Origin of the sequence: Tateyamaria omphalii (assembly GCF_001969365.1) — a bacterium.
Taxonomy (GTDB): Bacteria; Pseudomonadota; Alphaproteobacteria; order Rhodobacterales; family Rhodobacteraceae; genus Tateyamaria; species Tateyamaria omphalii_A.
Map to the genome: position 1 here is coordinate 1,602,140 of NZ_CP019312.1, position 20,936 is coordinate 1,623,075.

Here is a 20,936-nt window from a genome sequence, read left to right on the forward strand (position 1 = left end):
CTACCCGGCCCGCTACTGTTACCAGCATGACTGGATTTCTGGACAAGGCCTACAGCGCGCGCAACGCTGCCTCCACCCGTTCGCTCTACGACGATTGGGCGGCAAGCTATGACGCGGAAGTGCGCCAAAACGGCTACGCCACACCCGCTCGCTGTGCTGAAGCACTCAAAGCGCATGTGGACGATCTGTCCGCTCCCATACTGGATTTCGGCTGCGGCACCGGGCTGTCGGGCCTTGCGCTGAAACTCGCAGGCTTTGAGGTGATCGACGGGGTCGACCTGTCCAGCGAAATGCTGGACGGCGCGCGGACCAAGGGCGTGTACCGCACACTGGACCGGATCGAGGCGGGCGGTGCTTTGCCGCGCAATGGCTACACCGCCATGGCCGCCATCGGCGTGATTGGCGCAGGCGCTGCCCCTATCGACGTGCTACATCTGTTGATGCGGGCGCTGCCGCGCTCGGGCAAGCTGGTATTTTCGTTCAACGATCACGCGCTCGAAGACCCTGCGAACGAAGGTGGTATCGCCGAATGGACCGATTGTGGTGCCGCGCAACTCCTGTTCAAGGAACATGGCGACCACCTGCCCGGAATCGGACTGGAGTCCAACGTCTATGTCATCGAAAAGAAATGACCTTTGTCACGCGCTTTGCACCGTCGCCGACGGGGCCACTGCATCTGGGTCATGCGTATTCCGCGCTTCTCGCCCACGAGATGGCGCGGGATGTAAATGGCACTTTCCTGTTGCGTATCGAAGACACTGACACCAGCCGGGCACGCGTTGCGTGGGAAGAGCAAATCTACGACGACCTCGCCTGGCTTGGTCTGACATGGCGAACGCCGGTCCTGCGTCAGTCCGAGCATCTGGAGCGGTACAATAGAGCACTGATGCAATTGGCGGCTGACGGGTTGGTATATCCCTGCTCGTGCCGGCGCAGCGACATTCGCGCTGCCCTGTCGGCCCCGCAGGAAGGGGTGATAGAACCGTCCGTTTATCCCGGCACATGTCGCCACCGCCAAATGTCCTCCCGCAAGCCGGGTGATGCACTGCGATTGAACATGGCCCGCGCGCTCGAGCGGTTAGAGGCGCCGCTGTCCTTCGTGGATACCGGTCCCATCCACACCGGAACCCACGCCATTGACCCCGATACCCTGCTACACCAGACCGGCGACGCCGTGCTCGGGCGCAAGGAAATCGAAACCGTGTCTTACGTCCTTGCCGCCGTGATCGACGACGCGGCCCAGGGCATCACCCACATCGTCCGCGGCGCAGATCTGTTCGACACCACACCCCTGCAAGTCGTTCTGCAACATCTGCTCGACCTTCCGACGCCCATTTACCACCATCACCGTCTGATCCGCGACGACGCGGGCAAGCGGCTCGCCAAACGCGACGACGCGCGCGCCATCGCAAAATACCGGGCAGACTGCGCCACTCCGGACGACATCCGCGCTATGGTCGGTCTGCCTTCGCTGTTTGAAAAAAATCCTCGGGAGTGAGGCGCACCGTGCCAAGAGGGCCGACAGCCCCCTAGATCATCGGCGCCATCAGCTCGACCTCGGATCCATCAGTCACATCCGTGTAAAAGCAGGTCCGCCGCCCAGTGTGGCATGCCGCCCCGGTCTGGTGCACCAACATCAACAGACAATCGCGATCACAATCGACACGCAGGGACACCAGGTCCTGCACGTGGCCTGACGTATCACCTTTGACCCAAAACGACTGCCGCGACCGAGACCAGTAAGTCACCCGCCCCGTCTCCAGCGTCCGAGACACCGCTTCGGCATTCATCCAGGCCATCATCAGCACCTCGTAACTGGTGGCATCCTGTGCGATCGCCGGGATCAGGCCCTGGTCGTTAAATTTCAAGCTGTTGGGATCAAAGGCCGACATGGCAAAACCTTTTGCATCTGGGATCAAGGAGATTAAATATGTCCAAACCGAATATAACACCAGTGTGGAGGCGATATGCCCGCCGATACAGACCTGATCAAACTCTACTCCAACCGCATCCTCGGGCTTGCGGCGGATATCCCGCACCATACGCGCCTCGACGCTCCGGATGCGACGGTCAAAAAACGCTCGCCCCTTTGCGGATCGACAGTGACGGTCGATATTCAGGTGGAAAACGGACGGATCACGGGCTTTGGCCAGGACGTTAAGGCATGTGCCCTTGGACAGGCGGCGGCGGCCGTGACCGGCGGCGCGGTGATGGGCCTGACGCTGCAGGATATAAAGACGGGACGCGATGCGCTGCGTGCCATGCTCAAATCAAGCGGTCCCGTGCCCCCCGCACCCTTCGACGCGTTCGAGGTTCTGGAACCGGCACGCGACTACAAGAACAGGCATGCCTCAATCCTGCTCAGCATTGAGGCGGCGGCGGAAGCGATGGAACAAGCGGTCCAATCTGATTGCGCGTAAGCGGTCGGCTTAGGAAAATTTGAACGAATCGGGTTTAGCCCTGTGGCATTCAACAATTGCTGCAGGCTCTGATATGACAGCTCGGCCCGACCTTCCCGAGATATCGCACCTGAATGATCTTGCCGGGTCAGCCTCGACCCTGGGGTACGAGATCGTGGACCTCGCGGGCTTTCTCGACATGATCGAACGGCAGGCGCAAGATCAGCGCACCGCACTCACGGTTCTGTCAGACAGCGCCAATGACATCGAAACCGCAAACGGTGCCGTAGACGTAGCTGCGACTGACCTGGTTCAAAGTGTCGCGCGTACCCATGCTGATGTTGGTCAATCGGTCGAAATGATGCGCGATCTGGGCAATCGCTCGCGCGATGTCGCGGCGTGGGTGCAGGATCTATCGGATCGGAGTGATGCCGTGGGCAAGACACTCGCCGCGGTCAAAGCCAACAACATGCAGATTGCCGCCATCTCGATGCAGGTGAACACACTCGCAATAAACGCCAAGATCGAAGCCGCGCGCGCCGGTGATGCCGGACTCGGCTTTGCCGTCGTGGCCGAGGCGATCAACGAGTTGTCCCAAAAGACGAAAGGCGCCGCAGCTGAGATCTCCGCCAATATCGAGACGCTGACGCATTGGATCGCCGCACTGGGAACTGAGTCAACCGATGTGGCCGAACAGGCCATGGGCGTCATAGCGCAAAGCACCGATACCGACCGCGCACTTGGTCGGATGGAGCAATCTGTCAACGACACCAAGAGAGAGGCCGCGCGCATCGCCGAACACTCCGCACAGGTGCAGCGCGCGATCGCGGCCTTTGGCCCCAACATGCTTGGCATTGGGCAGAGCATCGCGCAGACGTTCGACGGTATTGTCGAAGCACATGGGCGGATCGAACGCCTGGTCGACACGTCCGAAGAGATCGTGCAATCAAGTGCTGCTCTCGGGGGCATGACCGAAGACGCGCATTTTATTGATGATGTCCGCCGCCGTGCGGTTGCCGTAGGCGCTGCTTTTGAACACGCGCTCGCGCACGGCGATCTGTCCGAAGCGTCGCTTTTCGACCGGACCTATGTACCCCTGCACAACACCAAGCCCCAGCAGGTTGCAACGTCCTACAACGACGTATTGGATCGCATTCTGCCCCCGATCCAGGAACCGGCGCTGGACGTCGATAGCCGCGTCGTGTTCTGCGCAGCGGTAGACATCAACGGCTATCTGCCAACCCACAACACAAAGTTTTCACGCCCGCAGTCCGATGATGAAGTCTGGAACACGGCCAACAGCCGTAACAGGCGCATCTTTGACGATCGGGTCGGTTTGAAGGCTGGGCGCAATACGGCGCCATTTCTCTTGCAAGTCTATCGCCGCGACATGGGCGGCGGCACGTTCAAGATGATGAAGGATCTGTCGGCACCCATCTTCGTACATGGTCAGCATTGGGGTGGCTTGCGGCTCGCCTACACGTTCTGAAAAAAGCGCCGCACATCCGGGCGGATGGCGGCGCAAGGAAAGCTCTCTTGCATGGGACAGATCCAGGAACCCCGAGGCAGACGGGGGGTGTCAGTGTCGGCAGGCAGAGCCGAGGTAACACAGAAACAGCACCTGGGACGGGCGCGGTATGGGATCAAGCAAGATCGCAGGCAGAACTCAGATCAAAGCCGGAAGGTGTAAACCGACCACCAGCATCACGGTCAGGGCAGCAACACCGACGGCATCCTGAAGCAGCGTGGCTTCGGCGCGTATGGCGATTTCCTTGATGTGGCGCAGCGTGGTCATGTCAGCATCTCCGTCTTCGAGTTGCCCCTTTGTTCTCACATTATTAACCATTGGTAAAGAACTTTTTAAGAACATTTGCGAACTTTTCGGAACGCCCGCACCTAACCCACTGATATCAAACGGATCGCCTCATCCTGCCGCATGAGCCACAGAAGAACACGCGCCGCTTGTCCCCGCGGGGACAAAAGGTCGGGATCGTCGGCCAGCAGTTTGCGCGCATCGGATTGCGCAACCGCCATCAACCCTGCCTGCCGTTCCATATCTGCAACCTGAAACCGCGGCACGCCAGACTGCGCCGTGCCGATCAGATCGCCATAGCCCCGCATCTGCAAATCCGTCTCGGCGATGCGAAACCCGTCCTCCGTCTCACGCAACACTTCCAGCCGCTTTTGCCCGGCGTCGGAGAGCGGCGACTGATAGAGCAGCAAACAGGTCGACGCCGCATCACCACGCCCTACCCGACCGCGCAACTGGTGCAGCTGCGCCAGGCCGAACGTCTCGGCCCTCTCGATCACCATGATGGTCGCGTTGGGAACATTCACGCCCACCTCGATCACCGTGGTCGCCACCAGAACGCCCGTTTCGCCGGCTTGGAATTTCGCCATCGCCGCGTCTTTTTCCGCGGGAGGCATCTGTCCATGAACCAGTCCGACACGATCTTCGCCAAGAACCGCGCGCAGCCGCTTGAACCGCTCTTCGGCTGCGGTCAGGTCAACGGCCTCGCTTTCCTCGACCAGCGGACAAACCCAGTAGCACTGGCGGCCCTCATCCATTGCGGCGCGCAGGCGTGCGACGACTTCCTCCATGCGCCCGTTGCTAACCATCGCGGTCTTAATCGGTTTGCGCCCGGGCGGCTTTTCATCCAGCACCGACACGTCCATGTCGCCATATTGCGCCAATGCAAGTGACCGCGGGATCGGCGTTGCGGTCATAACCAGCACGTCCGCCGCGCCGCCCTTTTTGCCCAAGGCGAGGCGTTGACGCACACCAAAGCGGTGCTGTTCATCCACGATGGCCAGGCGCAGGTCCGCAAAATTCACATCGGCTTGAAACACCGCATGCGTGCCAACAAGGATCTGGATGTCGCCCCGCTCAAGCGCGGCCAGCTTGGCCCGACGCTCCGCTCCCTTGTCGCGGCCCGTCAGGATGTCGAGGACCACGCCCGCATCCTCCGCCAATGGCTGCAAACCTTCCAGATGTTGCCGTGCTAGGATTTCGGTCGGCGCCATCATGACGCCCTGCCCGCCTGCCTCGACCGCGATCAGCAGCGCCATGAAAGCAACCAGCGTCTTGCCTGCCCCTACATCGCCCTGCAGCAAACGGTTCATGCGCACAGGTGCCGCCATGTCCTTGCCAATTTCGGCAATGGCGCGCTCTTGCGCACCGGTTGGGGCATAGGGCAAGGCCGCGCGTACCCGGGCCTGCAAGCTGTTGGTGCCCACGGTCGCAATTCCGGCAACCTGACGCTCGGACGCGCGTGCCAAAGCCAGGGTCAGTTGGTGCGCCATCAACTCATCATAAGCGAGCCGGGTGCGCGCTGCGGCATCCGGTGACAGATCCCTTTGCGATTGCGGGCTGTGTGCAGTGGCCATCGCGGTTCCGAAATCGGGCCAGCCCGCTTGCGCAAGCTGCGAGGGGTCGATCCACTCCTCCAGTGCGGGCACACGCGTCAAAGCCGCCCGCGACGCCTTGAACATTGTTTTCTGCGTGACGCCCGCGGTGAGAGGATAGACCGGCTCAAACGCCGGGATGTCATCGGCGTCGGCCTCGGGCAGGATGTGATCCGGGTGCACCATGTTGGCGATTCCGTCGAACAGTTCAACCTTACCGGACACTACGCGCGTGCTGCCGGTTGGTAAAACCTTGCTCAGATAATCACTGCGCCCATGGAAAAAAACGAGTTGAAAACTGGTCTGGGCGTCCTCGACGTGGATGCGATACGCCCCGCCGCGATTGCGCGCGGGATAATGCGCGCCGACCTGGACCCGGACGGTCACGGTCGCAGGCAATGGTGCCCCTTCAACCGTGTCTCGCAATGCGCGATCGACGCCCGTATGCGGCAAGGTGAACAGCATGTCCCGCGGCGTTTCAACGCCCAGATGGTTCAGATTCTGCGCCGTTTTCGGGCCGACGCCCTCAAGCGTTTCCAGTTCGGCAAAAAGTGGGAACAGGATTTCCGGGCGGCTCATGACGTCCCGATCAGATCCAGCCAGCCGTCTTCGTCGATGGTCTCAATCCCCAGATCGGCGGCCTTTTTTGCCTTGGACCCGGCACCCGGACCAGCAACCAGAAGGTCGGTTTTGGCGCTGACGGACCCCGACACCTTGGCGCCCAAGGCTTCGGCCCGGGCTTTTGCTTCGGCGCGGGTCATCTTCTCCAACGTACCGGTAAACACGACGGTTTTGCCGACGACGGGGCTGTCTGTCGCGGATTTGTTTTCCGCCGCCTCGATGTCCAGCCGCGATACCAGCGCGTCGATCGAGCGACGCTCCGCCTCTTGCTGGAAGGTGGTGATCAATGCAGTCGCGACAGATGCACCGATGCCGTCGATCCCTGTCATATCAAACCACGCCGTGCGCGCATCTGGCGAGAGATCGGCCCAGACAGCATCCCGAACGGGTTTGATTCGTGCGCGGCGCCCTTCTTCTGCTGCGGCGTTGCGTTCTGACGCCTCTGCTGCATCCGCCTGCAAATGACGTTCTGCGGCCGGGCCTGCGGTATCGACCGCCTCTGCGAAGGACGACCACGTCGAATAGTGCCGGGCCAGATCATTGGCGGCCACCTCGCCCACGTGCCGGATGCCGAGGGAAAAGATCACGCGACCGAGCGGAACCTTGCGCCGTTCGTCAATTGCATCAAACAGGTTACGCGCACTGGTCTCGCCCCAACCGTCGCGGTTCGCGAGCTTGCTGAGATTTTGCGCATCGCGATCCCGCAGAGAAAAGATATCAGCCGGGGTGTGGATCGGCAGTTGGTCATCATGGAAGAACATCTCGACCTGCTTGGCGCCCAGGCCCTCGATGTCAAAGGCGCCGCGGCTCACGAAATGTTTTAATTTTTCAACTGCTTGCGCCGGACAGATCAGGCCACCCGTGCAGCGCCGAACGGCATCCCCTTCTTCTCTTATCGCGTCAGAGCCGCATTCGGGACAGCGTTGCGGAAACTGGAACGCGACCGCATCCGCAGGGCGCTTGGTTAAGTCTACATCGGCGACTTTTGGGATCACGTCGCCAGCGCGGTAGACTTGAACCCAATCGCCGACACGGATGTCCTTGCCGTCGCGAATGACGGCCCCTTTGTTGTCGCGCCCCGCGATGTAGTCTTCGTTGTGCAGCGTGGCATTCGAAACAACGACGCCACCCACCGTCACCGGCGTCAGCCGCGCAACCGGGCTGAGGGCGCCGGTCCGCCCCACCTGAATGTCGATGGCATCAAGGCGCGTCCAGGCGAGTTCCGCGGGAAACTTGTGCGCGACGGCCCACCGGGGCGTGGTTGACCGAAAGCCAAGGCGGGATTGCAGCGCGAGATCGTTAACCTTGTAGACCACGCCGTCGATGTCATAGCCCAGCGTCGCGCGCGCCTGTTCGATATGCCGGTAGTGGTCGATCATGTCCTGCGGGCTGTCACACAGTTTGGTCAGCGGATTGGTCTGAAATCCAAGGGTAGCCAGCCGCTCAATGGCCCGCATTTGGGTCTCGGCCAGCGGGTCTGACAGCGCACCCCAGGCATAGGCAAAAAAGCGCAGCGGGCGGGCCCGCGTGATGTTTGCGTCAAGCTGGCGTAATGATCCGGCAGCGGCGTTGCGAGGATTGGCAAAGGACTTTTGGTCGGCTTCGGACTGACGGGCATTCAACGCTTCGAAGTCCGGGTGAGACATATACACCTCGCCCCTGACCTCCAGAATGTCGGGCGCACCCGTGAGTGACTGTGGGACATCCTCAATCGTCCGCGCATTGGCCGTCACATTCTCGCCCACCGCGCCGTCACCGCGGGTCGCGGCCTGTGTAAGTTCACCATTCTCATAGCGCAGCGACAGCGACAAACCGTCGATTTTGGGCTCCGCCGTGTAGTTGAGATGTGCGTCGGCCTTCAAACCCAGATATTTTCGGATACGCGCATCGAATTCAGACACGTCATCATCGTCAAACGCGTTCGCGAGCGACAGCATCGCGACGGCATGTGTGACCTTGGAAAACCCGTCGGACACCGGAGCACCCACCTGATCGCTCGGGCTGTCGTCGCGTTTGAGCTGGGGAAAGCGCGCCTCGATCGCGACGTTGCGACGCTTGAGATCGTCATATTCTGCATCGCTGATCTCTGGCGCGTCTTCTGCGTGGTAGGCTGCGTTCGCCCGCGCCAGCGCTTTGGCCAGGCGGGCAAGCTCCGCCTTGGCTTGCGCTTCGGTCAACGCATGAATTTCGATCGTATCCGTCACGACGCATCCCCTGTCGGTGTTGCGCCAAGAGATAAAAGCCGCAGTCGGTACGGTCCAGTCATTGATCGCAGAGCGGTGCGTTCAAACGAAAAAAAGACCGGCATGACGTGTGCATGTCGGCCTTTGGTCGAAGAGAATGGGGGCGCGCGTTAGGCGCCGATGGCCATAGGCCGGTCTTCGGTTGCCTGGGCAGGCTCCGGATCACGCAGGACATAGCCGCGCCCCCACACCGTTTCGATGTAGTTCTGGCCGCCGGTTGCGTTGCTCAGTTTCTTGCGGAGTTTGCAGATGAACACGTCGATGATTTTCAGTTCCGGCTCATCCATCCCGCCATAGAGATGGTTGAGGAACATCTCCTTGGTCAGCGTGGTGCCTTTGCGCAGGCTCAGCAGTTCGAGCATCTGGTATTCCTTGCCCGTCAGATGCACCGTCTTGTTGTCGACGCTGACCGTCTTGGCATCAAGGTTCACCGAGATATCACCGGTTTCGATCACCGACTGCGAGTGCCCCTTCGAGCGGCGGATGATGGCGTGGATGCGCGCCACCAGCTCTTCGCGATGGAACGGTTTGGTCAGATAGTCATCCGCGCCAAACCCAAAGCCCTTGATCTTGTTTTCCGTGTCGTCGGCCCCCGACAGGATCAGGATGGGCGTTTCGACACGGGCCAGCCGCAGTTGCCGCAGCACTTCGTGCCCGTTCATGTCCGGTAGATCGAGGTCCAGAAGGATCAGGTCGTAATCGTACAGCTTGGCCAGGTCGATCCCCTCCTCACCCAGGTCCGTCGCATAGACGTTCAAGTTGGCATGGGTCAGCATCAGTTCAATGCTTTTGGAGGTCGTCGGATCGTCTTCTACAAGCAGCACACGCATTTTTTATGGTCTCCACACAGAGGGTGTTCAGGTGTTGAACCAAACGTGAACCGAAAAGGTTAACCACACGTTACCCTTGATGCGTTCTTATCTTAACAACTTAAAGTTGTCTATATTTTTGTAGTGATGTTGCCTTCAGCGCATCCTCACCGTGCGTGGACACGGCGCGCACCCATTCGTGAAATTCCTCTTCGCTCAGGCCATAACGCTCAAGCGCGGCGTCCTGCGTGATCAGCCCGTAAAGCACACCGCGCACCACGGCCGCTTTGCGCGAGGCCACCCAGCGTCGGGTCGTGTTTGGCGGCAGATCCGCCTGGGTCAGGACCGTCCCGTCGGGCAAAGTCACCGCGCGTGGTCCATCAACTTTCTTCAGATACATTTCACTGCTCTTTCGTCACGTTGTCAGGACAGTGACGTGATGCATTTAATGTGCCGTTAAACGGGGCCTTGAGACTATCTCGCATTTTCATATATATGCGTCCAATTCCCTCGGAGACACGCCATGCTCGACCAATCCGGTCCGCTCAATTCATTGGGCTTTGACAAAGCCCCTGCTGACACCCGTGTTGTCGTTGCCATGTCTGGCGGCGTCGACAGTTCAGTCGTGGCCGCCGAGTTGAAAAGCCAGGGATATGACGTGGTCGGCGTCACCTTGCAGCTCTACGATCACGGCGCGGCGCTTGCGAAAAAAGGCGCCTGTTGCGCCGGTCGCGACATCCATGATGCGCGTCGCGTGGCCGAGGAAATGGGATTTCCCCACTACGTCCTGGACTATGAGAACGTGTTCCGCGACGCAGTGATCGACGAGTTCGCCGACAGCTACCTGGGCGGTGCCACACCGGTGCCGTGTATTCGGTGCAATGAGCGCGTGAAGTTCAAGGATCTGCTTGAAACGGCCAAGGATCTCGAGGCGGACTGCATGGCCACGGGCCACTATATTCAGCGTAAAGTGGGTGATCACGGTGCGGAATTGCATGCAGCCGCCGACGCGGGTCGCGATCAAAGCTATTTCCTGTTCTCGACGACCGCCGAACAACTGGACTATCTGCGCTTTCCGCTGGGCCACTTGCCCTCCAAGGACGACACGCGCGCCCTTGCCGCCAAATACGGGTTGAGCGTGGCCGACAAGCCCGACAGCCAGGACATCTGTTTCGTGCCGAATGGCGATTATGCCTCGGTCATCCGCAAATTGCGGCCAGAAGCAGCGGCACCCGGGAATATCGTCGACCACACGGGCCGCGTGCTGGGGCAACATGACGGCGTAGTTAATTACACCATCGGACAACGCCGGGGCCTTGGGATCGGCGGATTGGCTGACCCGTTATACGTCGTGAAACTGGACGCAGAAAACCGCCAGGTGATCGTCGGACCAAAGGACATGCTGGCCACCCGGAGCATTCCGGTGCGCGAGGTGAACTGGCTTGGCGACGACCGATTCGATAGCCGCGACGCATGGCACGTAGCGGTCAAAGTCCGCTCGACCCGCCCCCCGACCGACGCCGTCATCCGCCCGATCAGCGCGACCGAGGCCACTGTCGAGCTGGCCGCGGCCGAGGCAGGTGTGTCTCCGGGCCAGGCCTGCGTCTTTTACGATCGCGACAGCAGTCGCATCTTTGGCGGTGGGTGGATCCACAAGGGCTAGACCCGGCTTGCCAGTACGCTGCCGATCCGCTTAACTGAACACGCGTTCATATTCGGCAGGCGGAGGACTTTATGAAGCTCGACACAACCATGGCGGTAGTAACTGGCGGTGCTTCTGGCCTTGGCGAGGCGACCGCGCGCCATTTTGCAGCGCGTGGGGCCCAGGTGACGCTCTTGGACCGCGATGCGAATCGGGGGCCAGAGGTCGCCGGGGACATCGGCGGGCATTTTGTCGAAACGGATGTGACCGACGAAACCTCGGTCACAGAGGCTATGGATCAGGCACGCGCCAAGATGGGCGGCATCACCGCGGCGGTGAACTGTGCGGGCATCGCGCTGGGGATCAAGACGGTGGGCCGGGACGGTCCGCACCCCCTGCCCGCCTTTCAAAAGACCATCGACATCAATCTGGTGGGCAGCTTCAACGTTGCCCGACTGGCTGCCGCCGCCATGGCCGATAATGCGCCTGAACCTGACGGTGGGCGCGGTGTGATCATCAACACGGCATCCATCGCCGCCTTTGACGGGCAAAAAGGACAGGCGGCCTATGCCGCATCCAAGGGTGGTATTGTTGGCATGACACTGCCCATGGCGCGCGATCTGGCATCCGTCGGCGTACGGGTCGTGACCATCGCGCCGGGCATCTTCAAGACGCCGATGCTGGCCGGACTGCCCGAAGATGTGCAGGCCGCCTTGGCCGCCGATGTGCCGAACCCGGCCCGTCTGGGTGACCCGGACGAATATGCGCGCCTCGCCGCGTTTATTGTCGAAATGGGGTATCTCAACGGTGAGGTGATCCGCCTCGACGGCGCACTGCGGATGCGGTGATGGCAACAGAACGCGAAAAGATGGAGGCGGGCGAATGGTACACCTGCCTCGATGATGAGCTTGAGGCACTGCGATTGGCGGCGCTGAATGCTGTGCACGCGCACAACCACCTCCCCCCAAGCGAACGTCGCACGCTCAGCGCACCGCTGCATAACCTGTTCGCCGATCCTGGCGCCAACTGCCTGATCGAAACACCGTTCCATTGCTCCTATGGCCGCAACATCCATCTGGGCGCGGAGGTGTTCATCAACAGCGGCTGCGTCATCCTCGACAGTGCGCCGGTGCATATCGGGGACGGGACCCTGATCGGAACCGGCGCGCAGATCATATGTGCGGATCACCACCGCGACCCCGTGAAACGCCGCGCGGGGATCGAGATTGCGCATCCTGTCACCATCGGCGCAAACGTGTGGATCGGTGCGGGGGCCATCGTGATGCCTGGTGTGACCATCGGAGCGGAAGCGATCATAGGCGCGGGTGCGGTCGTGACCCGAGACGTGGCAATGGCGGCGACGGTCGTGGGCGTTCCGGCGAAGCCGGTCTAAAGGCTGCGGGGCACGCGCTTTTCCCCGATCGCGCAATCCAGCGCAGCGCGATCCCAGGACGCTGAATCAGCGGCCGCATCATAGGTCGCCTGCAAGAACGCGATCAGAGTGGCCGCCGGGTCATCCGCTGTGGCCACAACGCGGTAGGGCAACAGAAACTCGCCCAAATCCTTGTCGAAATACGCGCCCTCCGGTCCCGCCGGCGCATCGGCAAACCCATCCGGCACGGGATAGGCGTAGTTGTAAAACATGGCCTCCTCCGCGCCGTTGCCCCCGGCCCAGAACCCAGCGGAGGAGACTTCATGACTGTATGCTTCTTGCGTGACAGCGTCGGGCAAGGCCGGGAACCCACCAGGATGAAGTGGCGCGGGCCGACCCGAGAAGCGGGTCACAGCCAGATCGAACGACCCCCAGAACAGGTGCACCGGACTGACCTTGCCCAGAAATCCGGTACGAAACTTCTGAAACACTGGCGCCATCGCGGCAATCGCCCGCCACCAATCATGCGCCGCGACAGGGTCATAGCTGCCCATTGCGGTCTGTTGATGGAACGGAATCGGATCCGGCACCTCGTTGGGGAAATGGTGGTAATCTGTCGGAGCGCCCACCTGACCCAACGCCGCCTTGAATTCCGTATCGAAGGCCGCAACGGACATCGGACGTAGGTCAAACGCAGCACTGTCGCCGTTGACCGACAAGACCTGCAGCTGGTGCGAAACGAAGTTGAACCGCACCTCATACCCGCCCGGAACAAGCCCGGTGGTCAGCCCCTGCGCATCCGCATAGAGCGTCGCGTGCCAGGAATGATTGACCCATGGCGTATGCGCGAGGCGAAACTTGCCCACGATCTGCGCCCACATGTGCAGGCTGTCGCCGGTGTCTTTCCATTTCGGGTAGTCGAGTGCTGGCCAGGACATGGCTGTATTATAGCACAGGGCGGCGTCAGGCTTCTGCCTTTTCTTCGAGGCGCAGCCATTCCTCTTCGGCGGCATCCAGCCTGTTTTGCCGTTCCGCCAGCGCCTCGGTCGCCTTGCGGAACTTGACCGGTTCGCGCGTATACAGGTCAGGGTCGGACAGCAACTCCTGCAGCTTGGACATCTCCACCTCGAGCCGCTCAATCTCGGCCGGCAAAGCGTCGAGCCGGTGCCTTTCGGTGAAGGAAAGACCCGATTTGGGCGCCTGTTTGGACTTCGCCCCGGAAGGCGTTGTTTTCTTTTGTGTTTCTACAGATTCTGTCGACGTTATACAGCCCCGTTGTGACTGGTAGTCAGACCATCCACCGGCGTAGACAGTGGCCTTGCCATCCCCTTCCATCGCGATCGTGGTCACCGCCACCCGGTCGAGGAAATCGCGGTCGTGGCTGACCAGAAGGACCGTCCCGTCATATTGACCGAGAAGATCCTGCAACAGATCGAGGGTCTCGACATCCAGATCGTTTGTCGGTTCGTCCAGCACCAGCAGGTTCGACGAACGGGCCATGATCTTGGCCAGAAGCAGCCGCGCCTTTTCACCCCCAGACAGCGACCGGACAGGGGCACGGGCCTGCGCCTCGTCAAAGAGAAATTCCTTAAGGTATCCAACGACATGCTTGGGCGTCCCGCGCACCATGACCTGATCCGCCTTGCCGCTGACGCGCATGTCCGGGTCGCCGGTCAGGCTGTCCCAAAGGCTGGCATCGGGGTCCAGTTTCGACCGGGTCTGGTCGAACACTGCGCGTTCCAGGTTGGTGCCGTGGCTGACGGTTCCGCTATCCGGCGCGACCTCTCCGATCAGCATTTTGAGCAGGGTCGTCTTGCCCACACCGTTCGGTCCGACAAAGGCGATGCGATCACCGCGCTGCACCTTGAGAGAGAACGGAGCAAGGATCGTGTTGCCATCGTATGACTTGGAAATATCATTTGCTTCCAGCACCTTGCGACCCGACTTTGGCCCTGCATCCAAGGCCATGGCGGCCGTGCCCTGCCGTGTGATCTGAGCGGCGCGCTCTGACCGCAAATCCTGCAAGGCGCGCACGCGGCCCATGTTGCGCTTGCGCCGCGCGCTGATGCCTTCGACGGCCCATCGTGCTTCGGCCTTGATCTTGCGGTTGAGCTTGTGCCGCGCGGTGTCTTCTTCCTCCCAAACGGTGTCGCGCCACGCCTCGAATGCTGCAAATCCCTTTTCCTGCCTCCGTACATTTCCCCTGTCAATCCAGAGGGTTGCGCGGGTCAGCTCACGCAGAAATGCGCGGTCGTGCGAGATCAGGACGAAACCGGCCCGGGTGGCCTTCAACTCGGCCTCGAGCCAGGCAATCGCCTCGATATCAAGATGGTTGGTCGGCTCGTCAAGCAGCATCAGATCGGGCGCTTCGGCCATGAGACGGGCCAACGCAGCACGCCGCCTTTCACCGCCCGAGGCCGTCTCGACCGGGCGGGCCGGGTCAAATTTCAGCCCCTCACCGGCGCGTTCAACCTTGTAGAGATCGGAGGGTTCAAGCCCGTGGATCGCAAAGTCCCCGAGCGTCGAAAACCCTGTCATGTCAGGGTCTTGCTCCATGTACCCGACATTGACGCCAGGGCCAGGCACGACCTCGCCCCGGTCCGGCTCCACCAGCCCGCCCATGACTTTCATCAGGGTCGACTTGCCCGAGCCGTTGCGACCGACAAGCGCGACCCGGTCGCCGGGCTGGACCACAAGTGACAGGTCATCGAAGACAGGATCGCCGCCGAAGGTCAGCGAAATGTCGGAGAGTTGAAGAAGAGGTACACGCGCCATATCGGGGCAGCTAGTGGGTCGCATCGGGGCCGTCAACCGGGGTGTCACCCGCCGTGCACCATGCGTGCACCCCCCGTGCACCATCCGTGCACCATCCGTGCACCCCCAACGCGCGGTCATTGGCACACAGGCGCAACAGTATCCCATTTCTTCTGGCTGAAAATACTTTGGGGGGTCTGGGGGGCAACGCCCCCCAGACGGTCGGATCAGGGCACCCTGATCCGAAACCTCACTCGGCCACGGCCCGCAACAGGCGCTTGCGCGCTGGCGGTATCGCCCCGATTTCGACGCCGGTAAAGACGTGCAGCGTGTTCATCCGGTCGTCCACCACCGCATGATCACTCACCCAACCGCCCATCATCAGATAGGTGCGAAGCAGCGGCGGCATCCGCAGCATCGCCTTCTTTGCGTTAGGCTTGCGACGCAGACGGGCGGCGTATTTGAAAACCTTTGGCGCCTTGACCCGCGGCAACCAGCGCGTTGGCGCGAGGTGCCGCGCCTTGAGCATGGCAAAGGCGTCCAGGTAGTCCGCCGTTTCGGTGCCCGCAAAGGACGAGCAGCCAAAGAGCAACTCGACCCCGATCTCATCCACATAGGCCGTCATCGCCCCCCATGCGACACGCAGGATGTCCGGGTCGGCAGCATCCGGATCGATGCAGAAGCGGCCCATCTCGACCATCTTGCCATCATAGGCCGCAAGCGCGCTGAGTTCGTAATACTGCGCCGAATAGCTGCGCGAGATCGTGGCACCGGTCAGGGGCATCATCCGAAAGCAGCAGACCAGCGCGTCGTCAGCGGTACGGTGGATCAGGATGTGGGTGCAGCGGTCGTCGAAATCATCAACATCCGTCGCGAGACCAAAGCAGCGTGCGCGCAAGTTTTGCGCCGCTGCCACGTCCGTCTTGCTGCTTGCCTGGCGCGCGCAATAGCGCCCCTTCTTGAGCCCGATCATGCCGTCAGCCTCCTGCCCGTGTGCTGTTGCGCCCCGTTAACACGGCGCAGGTGACAGCAACGTGAACCAAGGCCGGTCAGAAAAAGCCCTCTGGCCCGATCCGTCCGATATTGCCGAGAAGCTGGCGCAGGAAAGTGGTGTCGGTCACGCCGCTGTCGGTCACGCGCCGGGACAGCGCCACGACACGTCCGTCTTCGAGGCCGAAGCGTTCGATGTTCTGCAGCACGCCTTCCTGATCGAAGGTGACGGCCAGGACCTGCCGGTCGATCACCTGCGGCCTGCGCGGCCCAAAGGTGCGGACGCGGCTGCGCACATAGAAGTAGTCGCCTCCTTCCAGCACGCCGCCGGCGGTCGGCGGACCGATCAGATCCTCGACCGTCGCGCGCGTGTCGATTCCCACGGCAAGTTCGGCAAGGTCCTCTTCGGGTGGAACATAGCCGTGATTGCGAAACGTCGGAGAGCATCCCGCGACGCCCAGCGTGACAATCAGGGCCAGGCCTGCTGCGGAAAGTGGTGTAAAGGTCCCCATTTGACCCCCCTTGTTGCGCGTCGCCCCTTGCTCAGGGGGCGTGGTGCTTTTATCTCGACTTACTCAAGTGTTGGCCTTGGTTCAAGAAACGAAAGTTTGCCCATGTCTCAAACCCCTCCTTCGACATCGGCCCTGCGGGTGAGCGGTTTGTCGCAAAACACGGCCACACCGTTCGCCCTTCAGCCGGATGCGCGCACCATGGAGGGTCTGGCGCGGGAGCTGGATCTGTCGGGGCTGCGCAAGCTGCGCTTTGAGGGGCAGATTGCCGCGCATGGGGCCAGGGACTGGCTGCTCACGGGCCAGTTGGGCGCCACGGTGACCCAGCCCTGCGCCGTGACGTTGGCCCCTGTGACGACGCGCATAGATACCCCGGTGCGCCGTCTTTACCTGCGCGACTATGAGGAGATTGATGCGCCCGAGGCGGAAATGCCCGAAGACGACGAGGTCGAGCGCCTTGGTGCCTCGATTGATCCGGGCGCCGTCATGGTCGAAGCGCTGAGCCTTGCCGTGCCCGATTTCCCACGCGCAAGCGGGGCGGAATTGGGTCACATGGTGCTGACCGAACCCGGCGTCGCGCCCCTGACGGATGAGGCCGCCAGGCCCTTTGCGGGGTTGGCTGATCTGAAGTCGAAGCTGGACAGCGACAAAGACGGCTGATTTGCCCTTGCGTCTTGGCCGAGGATGCGTATTTTGCCGCCCTCACGAGATTTTGGGTTGGACATGTCGCGGCGCTTTGCCTAAACGCTGCTCAACCCGTACTTGGTTGACCTGAAATGCCCGCTGATGGGCGAGATGAAACAACTCGCATCCGCGCACCCTGCGCGGCGCTGCCCGAACCGAAAGCCCGATTCAATGGCTGTACAACAGAATAAAGTGTCGAAATCGCGCCGCAACAATCGCCGCGCGCATGACAGCTTGGTCGCGTTTAACCCCAACGAATGCCCCAACTGTGGCGAACTGAAGCGTCCGCACCACATTTGCGCGGCATGCGGTCACTATGACGACAATGAAATCGTCGCGATGACCGAAGAAGTTGATCTGGAAGACGACGCGGCCTGAGCGGCGTCCCCAGCGACAAGGCACGACAGCGCGCAATGACGGCCCCATCCACCGATACGGCCGACGCCAACGCAAAGCTCGCCTTTCCGATTATCGTATCCATTGACACAATGGGCGGGGACATGGGCCCCGCCGCCGTCGTGTCCGGCTGTTCCACCTCTGCCAAGAAGAATCCGAAGCTGGGCTTTATCCTGCACGGGCCCCAGGACGAGTTGGAGCGGCTGGTCGCCAAGCGCAAGAACCTGGCCGGGCGTTGCATGATCCGCAACGCCGCGGGCGTCGTCACCATGGATGACAAGCCCAGCCATGTGGTTCGGAACGGCAAGGGTACATCCATGTGGTCGGCCATTGAATCCGTGCGTGCACGTGATGCCGATGTGGCCGTGAGCTGCGGCAACACGGGCGCCTTGATGGCGCTGTCGATGATCCGCCTGCGCAAGCTGCCGGGTGTGAACCGTCCGGCCATCGCCGTGCTCTGGCCCAGCCGGAACCCCCAGGGTTTCAACGTGATGCTGGATGTCGGTGCCGATGTGCGCGCCGATGCCGACGATTTGCTGCGCTATGCGCTGATGGGCGCGTCCTATGCCCGAAACGGCATGGACCTGCCCCGCCCCCGAATCGGTCTGCTGAATGTCGGCACCGAAGAGCACAAGGGCCGGTCCGAGCTGAAGGAAGCCTATGAGCTGATCGGCGCGCAGGCAGATGCCGCCGAGTTCGACTTTGTCGGTTTCGTCGAAGGCGGAGATATTCAGGGCGATGTCGTTGACGTTGTGGTCACCGACGGGTTCACCGGGAACGTCGCCATCAAGACGGGCGAAGGCACGGCGAGCCTGATCGGGGATCTGCTGCGCGAGGCGTTCAAGTTCACGCCTCTGTCCCGTCTCGCCTCTCTTCTGGCCTATACCTCCATGCGTCGGCTGAAAAAACGCATCGACCCGCGCCGCGTCAACGGCGGTGTTTTTCTCGGGCTGAACGGCACGGTTGTCAAATCACACGGCGGAGCCGATGCTACGGGGATCTCGGCAGCCATAAAACTGGCCGCCCAATTGTCCGAACAGGGCTTTAACGACAAGCTGGCCGCCCGCGTTGCGCGGGCCACTGCGCTGGCAGAGGAGAGCAAGCGATGACGCTTCGTGCTGTGGTGCGCGGTGTGGGTCACTACCTGCCGTCACGGGTGGTCGAGAATGCCGAGTTTGAGGCCACGCTCGACACCTCGGACGAGTGGATAAGGTCGCGCTCGGGCATTGAGCGTCGGCATTTTGCAACGGATGATGACACCACGTCCTCCATGGCAACCGCTGCGGCGCAGGCGGCTTTGGACGAGGCCGGGTTGAGCGCAGAGGATATCGACGCCATCGTCTTGGCCACGTCGACCGCCGATCTGACCTTTCCGTCGGCGGCGACGATGGTGCAGGCCAAGCTGGGCATGACGCACGGCTTTGCCTACGATGTGCAGGCGGTATGCGCGGGCTTTGTCTATGCTCTGGCCAATGCCAACGCGCTGATCGCATCGGGACAGGCCAAGCGCGTGATCGTCATCGGAGCCGAGACGTTTTCCAAGATCATGGACTGGACCGACCGCAGCACCTGCGTGCTGTTTGGCGACGGGGCCGGTGCGCTTGTGCTGGAAGCGCAAGACAATGCAGGCACGGCACGCGACCCGGGTATTCTGGCGACCGATCTGAATTCGGACGGGCGACACCGCGACCTTTTGTATGTCGATGGCGGAGTGAGCACCGGCACCAGCGGTTACTTGCGCATGCAGGGCAACCAGGTGTTCCGTCACGCTGTTGAAAAGCTGGCTGCAACGGCCGAGACGGCGATGGAGCGCGCGGGCGTGACCGCGGATGATGTCGATTGGGTTGTGCCGCATCAGGCCAATATCCGCATCATTCAGGGCACCGCCAAGAAGATGGGCATCAGCATGGACAAGGTGGTCGTCACGGTTCAGGACCATGGCAACACCTCGGCCGCGTCGATCCCGCTGGCCATGTCGGTGGGCCGCAAGAGCGGGCAGATCAAAGATGGCGACCTGCTTGTGACCGAAGCCATTGGTGGCGGTCTGGCGTGGGGTTCGGTCGTCTTGCGCTGGTAGCTGCCGCCCGCAGCATGTCCCGATCAGGCAGTCGTCACCCGCAGCGCCTGCGGACGCACGCCGAGCGTGCTGACAAAGGCCGCAATCAACCCCTGCTCCCCCTTGAAGCCGGTGACAAAGGCGATCTCGCTCAGGTCAAAGCGGGTGTCGATCAGCAGGCGCACAGCCATGTCCACACGCAACCATGTGAGATATCGCATCGGCGACATGCCCGCACGGGCGGCAAAGGCGCGCCGGAACGTCTCCTTGCCCAGCGGGCTGAGCGCGCACAGCGCGTCCTCGGTGATGCGCTCGTCAATACGCGCGCGCATCCACGCGACGACCTGCTGATATGATTTTGCGGTCAGCAAATGGCCAGTCCGATCCTGCGCCTGCCTGCCGCCAGCCGGTATTTCTTGGCTGACGGTGGGTGAGATGACGGGAAAGTTCGGTGTGTCTTTCGATACGGCAGCGAAGTGCGGCACGGTGCGTCCTCCCATGACATAATCACGGGTAGAACCTACAGCATTTGTGTGACGAGGTCTTTTGCGATCTGTTTCCGGTCCCGCGTCGGCTTGGGATTCCCGCGGATTTTCGCCGATCGCGCCGGACGGCTGCGTTTGCTCTTGTGATTTCGAAACACAGTGGTCCGAAACCCGGCAGAAAGCCAACTTCCGCTCCTATGTCCAAGCTCTTGATATTGACTCGGAATTTCACCGCGCCCTATGGTTTGCCAAAGGGGAGTTCGTATGACTGACAAGACTTTGACGCGCATGGACCTGAGCGAAGCCGTATTTCGTGAGGTCGGATTGTCGCGGAACGAAAGCGCGCAATTGGTAGAAAGCGTGCTGGATCACATGTCCGATGCCCTCGTGCGGGGCGAGCAGGTCAAGATTTCATCCTTTGGCACCTTTTCGGTGCGTGACAAGTCGGCGCGTGTGGGCCGCAACCCCAAAACGGGTGAAGAAGTGCCGATCAATCCCCGCCGCGTGCTGACCTTCCGGCCTTCGCATCTGATGAAGGACCGTGTCGCTGCAGGCAACAAGTCCTGAGCGC

At 61.5% G+C, this 20,936-nt stretch carries 23 protein-coding genes; 12 read left to right on the forward strand and 11 right to left on the reverse strand.

Going from position 1 to position 20,936, the window contains the following annotated elements:
• Window positions 1-26: 26 nt before the first annotated feature.
• Window positions 27-632 carry a class I SAM-dependent DNA methyltransferase gene (locus BWR18_RS07995; RefSeq protein ID WP_076627487.1) on the forward strand — a complete coding sequence of 202 codons (606 nt, stop codon included), beginning with the start codon at window positions 27-29 and terminating at the stop codon, window positions 630-632.
• Window positions 629-1,498 carry a tRNA glutamyl-Q(34) synthetase GluQRS gene (gluQRS, locus tag BWR18_RS08000; RefSeq protein WP_076627488.1) on the forward strand — a complete coding sequence of 290 codons (870 nt, stop codon included), beginning with the start codon at window positions 629-631 and terminating at the stop codon, window positions 1,496-1,498. Before BWR18_RS07995 ends, gluQRS begins: the two co-directional genes overlap by 4 nt.
• 31 nt (window positions 1,499-1,529) lie before the next feature.
• On the opposite strand, the gene hisI is transcribed toward gluQRS, so the two are convergent.
• Window positions 1,530-1,892: a phosphoribosyl-AMP cyclohydrolase gene (gene hisI, locus BWR18_RS08005; RefSeq protein WP_076630193.1), complete on the reverse strand. Its 363-nt coding sequence runs from the start codon at window positions 1,890-1,892 to the stop codon at window positions 1,530-1,532.
• Between the two features lie 75 nt (window positions 1,893-1,967).
• Between hisI and BWR18_RS08010 the strand changes: the two genes are divergently transcribed.
• Both BWR18_RS08010 and BWR18_RS08015 read left to right on the forward strand, forming a co-directional pair.
• On the forward strand, window positions 1,968-2,420 hold the full coding sequence (locus BWR18_RS08010) for an iron-sulfur cluster assembly scaffold protein (RefSeq protein ID WP_076627489.1): 453 nt from the start codon (window positions 1,968-1,970) through the stop codon (window positions 2,418-2,420).
• Between the two features lie 73 nt (window positions 2,421-2,493).
• Entirely contained in the window at window positions 2,494-3,888 is a 1,395-nt protein-coding gene (locus BWR18_RS08015; RefSeq protein ID WP_076627490.1) for a methyl-accepting chemotaxis protein, read from the forward strand.
• Between the two features lie 177 nt (window positions 3,889-4,065).
• Here the strand turns inward: BWR18_RS08015 and BWR18_RS22260 are convergent, their stop codons facing one another.
• From BWR18_RS22260 to sciP, 5 genes are all read right to left on the reverse strand, one after another.
• The gene (locus BWR18_RS22260) at window positions 4,066-4,194 is read right to left on the reverse strand and encodes a hypothetical protein (RefSeq protein WP_302622829.1); all 129 of its coding nucleotides are present in this window, start codon (window positions 4,192-4,194) and stop codon (window positions 4,066-4,068) included.
• A gap of 101 nt (window positions 4,195-4,295) precedes the next feature.
• Entirely contained in the window at window positions 4,296-6,383 is a 2,088-nt protein-coding gene (gene recG, locus BWR18_RS08020) for an ATP-dependent DNA helicase RecG (protein WP_076627491.1), read from the reverse strand.
• Window positions 6,380-8,629 carry an NAD-dependent DNA ligase LigA gene (ligA, locus tag BWR18_RS08025; protein WP_076627492.1) on the reverse strand — a complete coding sequence of 750 codons (2,250 nt, stop codon included), beginning with the start codon at window positions 8,627-8,629 and terminating at the stop codon, window positions 6,380-6,382. Before ligA ends, recG begins: the two co-directional genes overlap by 4 nt.
• A gap of 149 nt (window positions 8,630-8,778) precedes the next feature.
• Window positions 8,779-9,498 (reverse strand): response regulator transcription factor CtrA, encoded by a 720-nt coding sequence (ctrA, locus tag BWR18_RS08030; RefSeq protein ID WP_076627493.1) that lies wholly within the window; start codon window positions 9,496-9,498, stop codon window positions 8,779-8,781.
• Between the two features lie 100 nt (window positions 9,499-9,598).
• On the reverse strand, window positions 9,599-9,877 hold the full coding sequence (sciP, locus tag BWR18_RS08035; protein WP_076627494.1) for a CtrA inhibitor SciP: 279 nt from the start codon (window positions 9,875-9,877) through the stop codon (window positions 9,599-9,601).
• Window positions 9,878-10,000: 123 nt separating this feature from the next.
• On the opposite strand from sciP, the gene mnmA reads away from it, so the two are divergent.
• The 3 genes from mnmA (at window position 10,001) to BWR18_RS08050 (ending at window position 12,512) form a co-directional block, all read left to right on the forward strand.
• Entirely contained in the window at window positions 10,001-11,140 is a 1,140-nt protein-coding gene (mnmA, locus tag BWR18_RS08040) for a tRNA 2-thiouridine(34) synthase MnmA (protein ID WP_076627495.1), read from the forward strand.
• A gap of 71 nt (window positions 11,141-11,211) precedes the next feature.
• The gene (locus tag BWR18_RS08045; RefSeq protein ID WP_076627496.1) at window positions 11,212-11,967 is read left to right on the forward strand and encodes an SDR family NAD(P)-dependent oxidoreductase; all 756 of its coding nucleotides are present in this window, start codon (window positions 11,212-11,214) and stop codon (window positions 11,965-11,967) included.
• On the forward strand, window positions 11,967-12,512 hold the full coding sequence (locus tag BWR18_RS08050) for a sugar O-acetyltransferase (protein ID WP_076627497.1): 546 nt from the start codon (window positions 11,967-11,969) through the stop codon (window positions 12,510-12,512). Before BWR18_RS08045 ends, BWR18_RS08050 begins: the two co-directional genes overlap by 1 nt.
• On the opposite strand, the gene BWR18_RS08055 is transcribed toward BWR18_RS08050, so the two are convergent.
• From BWR18_RS08055 to BWR18_RS08070, 4 genes are all read right to left on the reverse strand, one after another.
• Window positions 12,509-13,429: a DUF5996 family protein gene (locus tag BWR18_RS08055; RefSeq protein WP_076627498.1), complete on the reverse strand. Its 921-nt coding sequence runs from the start codon at window positions 13,427-13,429 to the stop codon at window positions 12,509-12,511. The genes BWR18_RS08050 and BWR18_RS08055 overlap by 4 nt on opposite strands.
• 25 nt (window positions 13,430-13,454) lie before the next feature.
• Window positions 13,455-15,266, reverse strand: coding sequence for an ABC-F family ATP-binding cassette domain-containing protein (locus tag BWR18_RS08060; RefSeq protein ID WP_076627499.1), 1,812 nt, complete (start codon window positions 15,264-15,266; stop codon window positions 13,455-13,457).
• Window positions 15,267-15,495: 229 nt separating this feature from the next.
• Window positions 15,496-16,218, reverse strand: coding sequence for a GNAT family N-acetyltransferase (locus BWR18_RS08065; RefSeq protein WP_076627500.1), 723 nt, complete (start codon window positions 16,216-16,218; stop codon window positions 15,496-15,498).
• A gap of 76 nt (window positions 16,219-16,294) precedes the next feature.
• A complete protein-coding gene (locus tag BWR18_RS08070; RefSeq protein WP_076627501.1) occupies window positions 16,295-16,747 on the reverse strand; it encodes an outer membrane protein assembly factor BamE in 453 nt (150 codons plus the stop codon).
• Window positions 16,748-16,849: 102 nt separating this feature from the next.
• Here BWR18_RS08070 and BWR18_RS08075 point away from each other — a divergent pair, with 102 nt between their 5' ends.
• From BWR18_RS08075 to BWR18_RS08090, 4 genes are all read left to right on the forward strand, one after another.
• Window positions 16,850-17,404 carry a YceD family protein gene (locus BWR18_RS08075; protein WP_076627502.1) on the forward strand — a complete coding sequence of 185 codons (555 nt, stop codon included), beginning with the start codon at window positions 16,850-16,852 and terminating at the stop codon, window positions 17,402-17,404.
• 195 nt (window positions 17,405-17,599) lie between these two features.
• A complete protein-coding gene (gene rpmF, locus BWR18_RS08080; protein WP_076630194.1) occupies window positions 17,600-17,806 on the forward strand; it encodes a 50S ribosomal protein L32 in 207 nt (68 codons plus the stop codon).
• 35 nt (window positions 17,807-17,841) lie between these two features.
• Window positions 17,842-18,933, forward strand: coding sequence for a phosphate acyltransferase PlsX (gene plsX / locus BWR18_RS08085; RefSeq protein ID WP_076627503.1), 1,092 nt, complete (start codon window positions 17,842-17,844; stop codon window positions 18,931-18,933).
• Window positions 18,930-19,901 (forward strand): beta-ketoacyl-ACP synthase III, encoded by a 972-nt coding sequence (locus BWR18_RS08090; RefSeq protein ID WP_076627504.1) that lies wholly within the window; start codon window positions 18,930-18,932, stop codon window positions 19,899-19,901. Before plsX ends, BWR18_RS08090 begins: the two co-directional genes overlap by 4 nt.
• Window positions 19,902-19,924: 23 nt before the next feature.
• Here BWR18_RS08090 and BWR18_RS08095 read toward each other — a convergent pair whose 3' ends face one another.
• Window positions 19,925-20,380: a helix-turn-helix domain-containing protein gene (locus tag BWR18_RS08095; protein WP_076627505.1), complete on the reverse strand. Its 456-nt coding sequence runs from the start codon at window positions 20,378-20,380 to the stop codon at window positions 19,925-19,927.
• Window positions 20,381-20,629: 249 nt separating this feature from the next.
• On the opposite strand from BWR18_RS08095, the gene ihfA reads away from it, so the two are divergent.
• Window positions 20,630-20,932, forward strand: coding sequence for an integration host factor subunit alpha (gene ihfA / locus BWR18_RS08100; protein WP_076627506.1), 303 nt, complete (start codon window positions 20,630-20,632; stop codon window positions 20,930-20,932).
• Window positions 20,933-20,936: the final 4 nt, after the last annotated feature.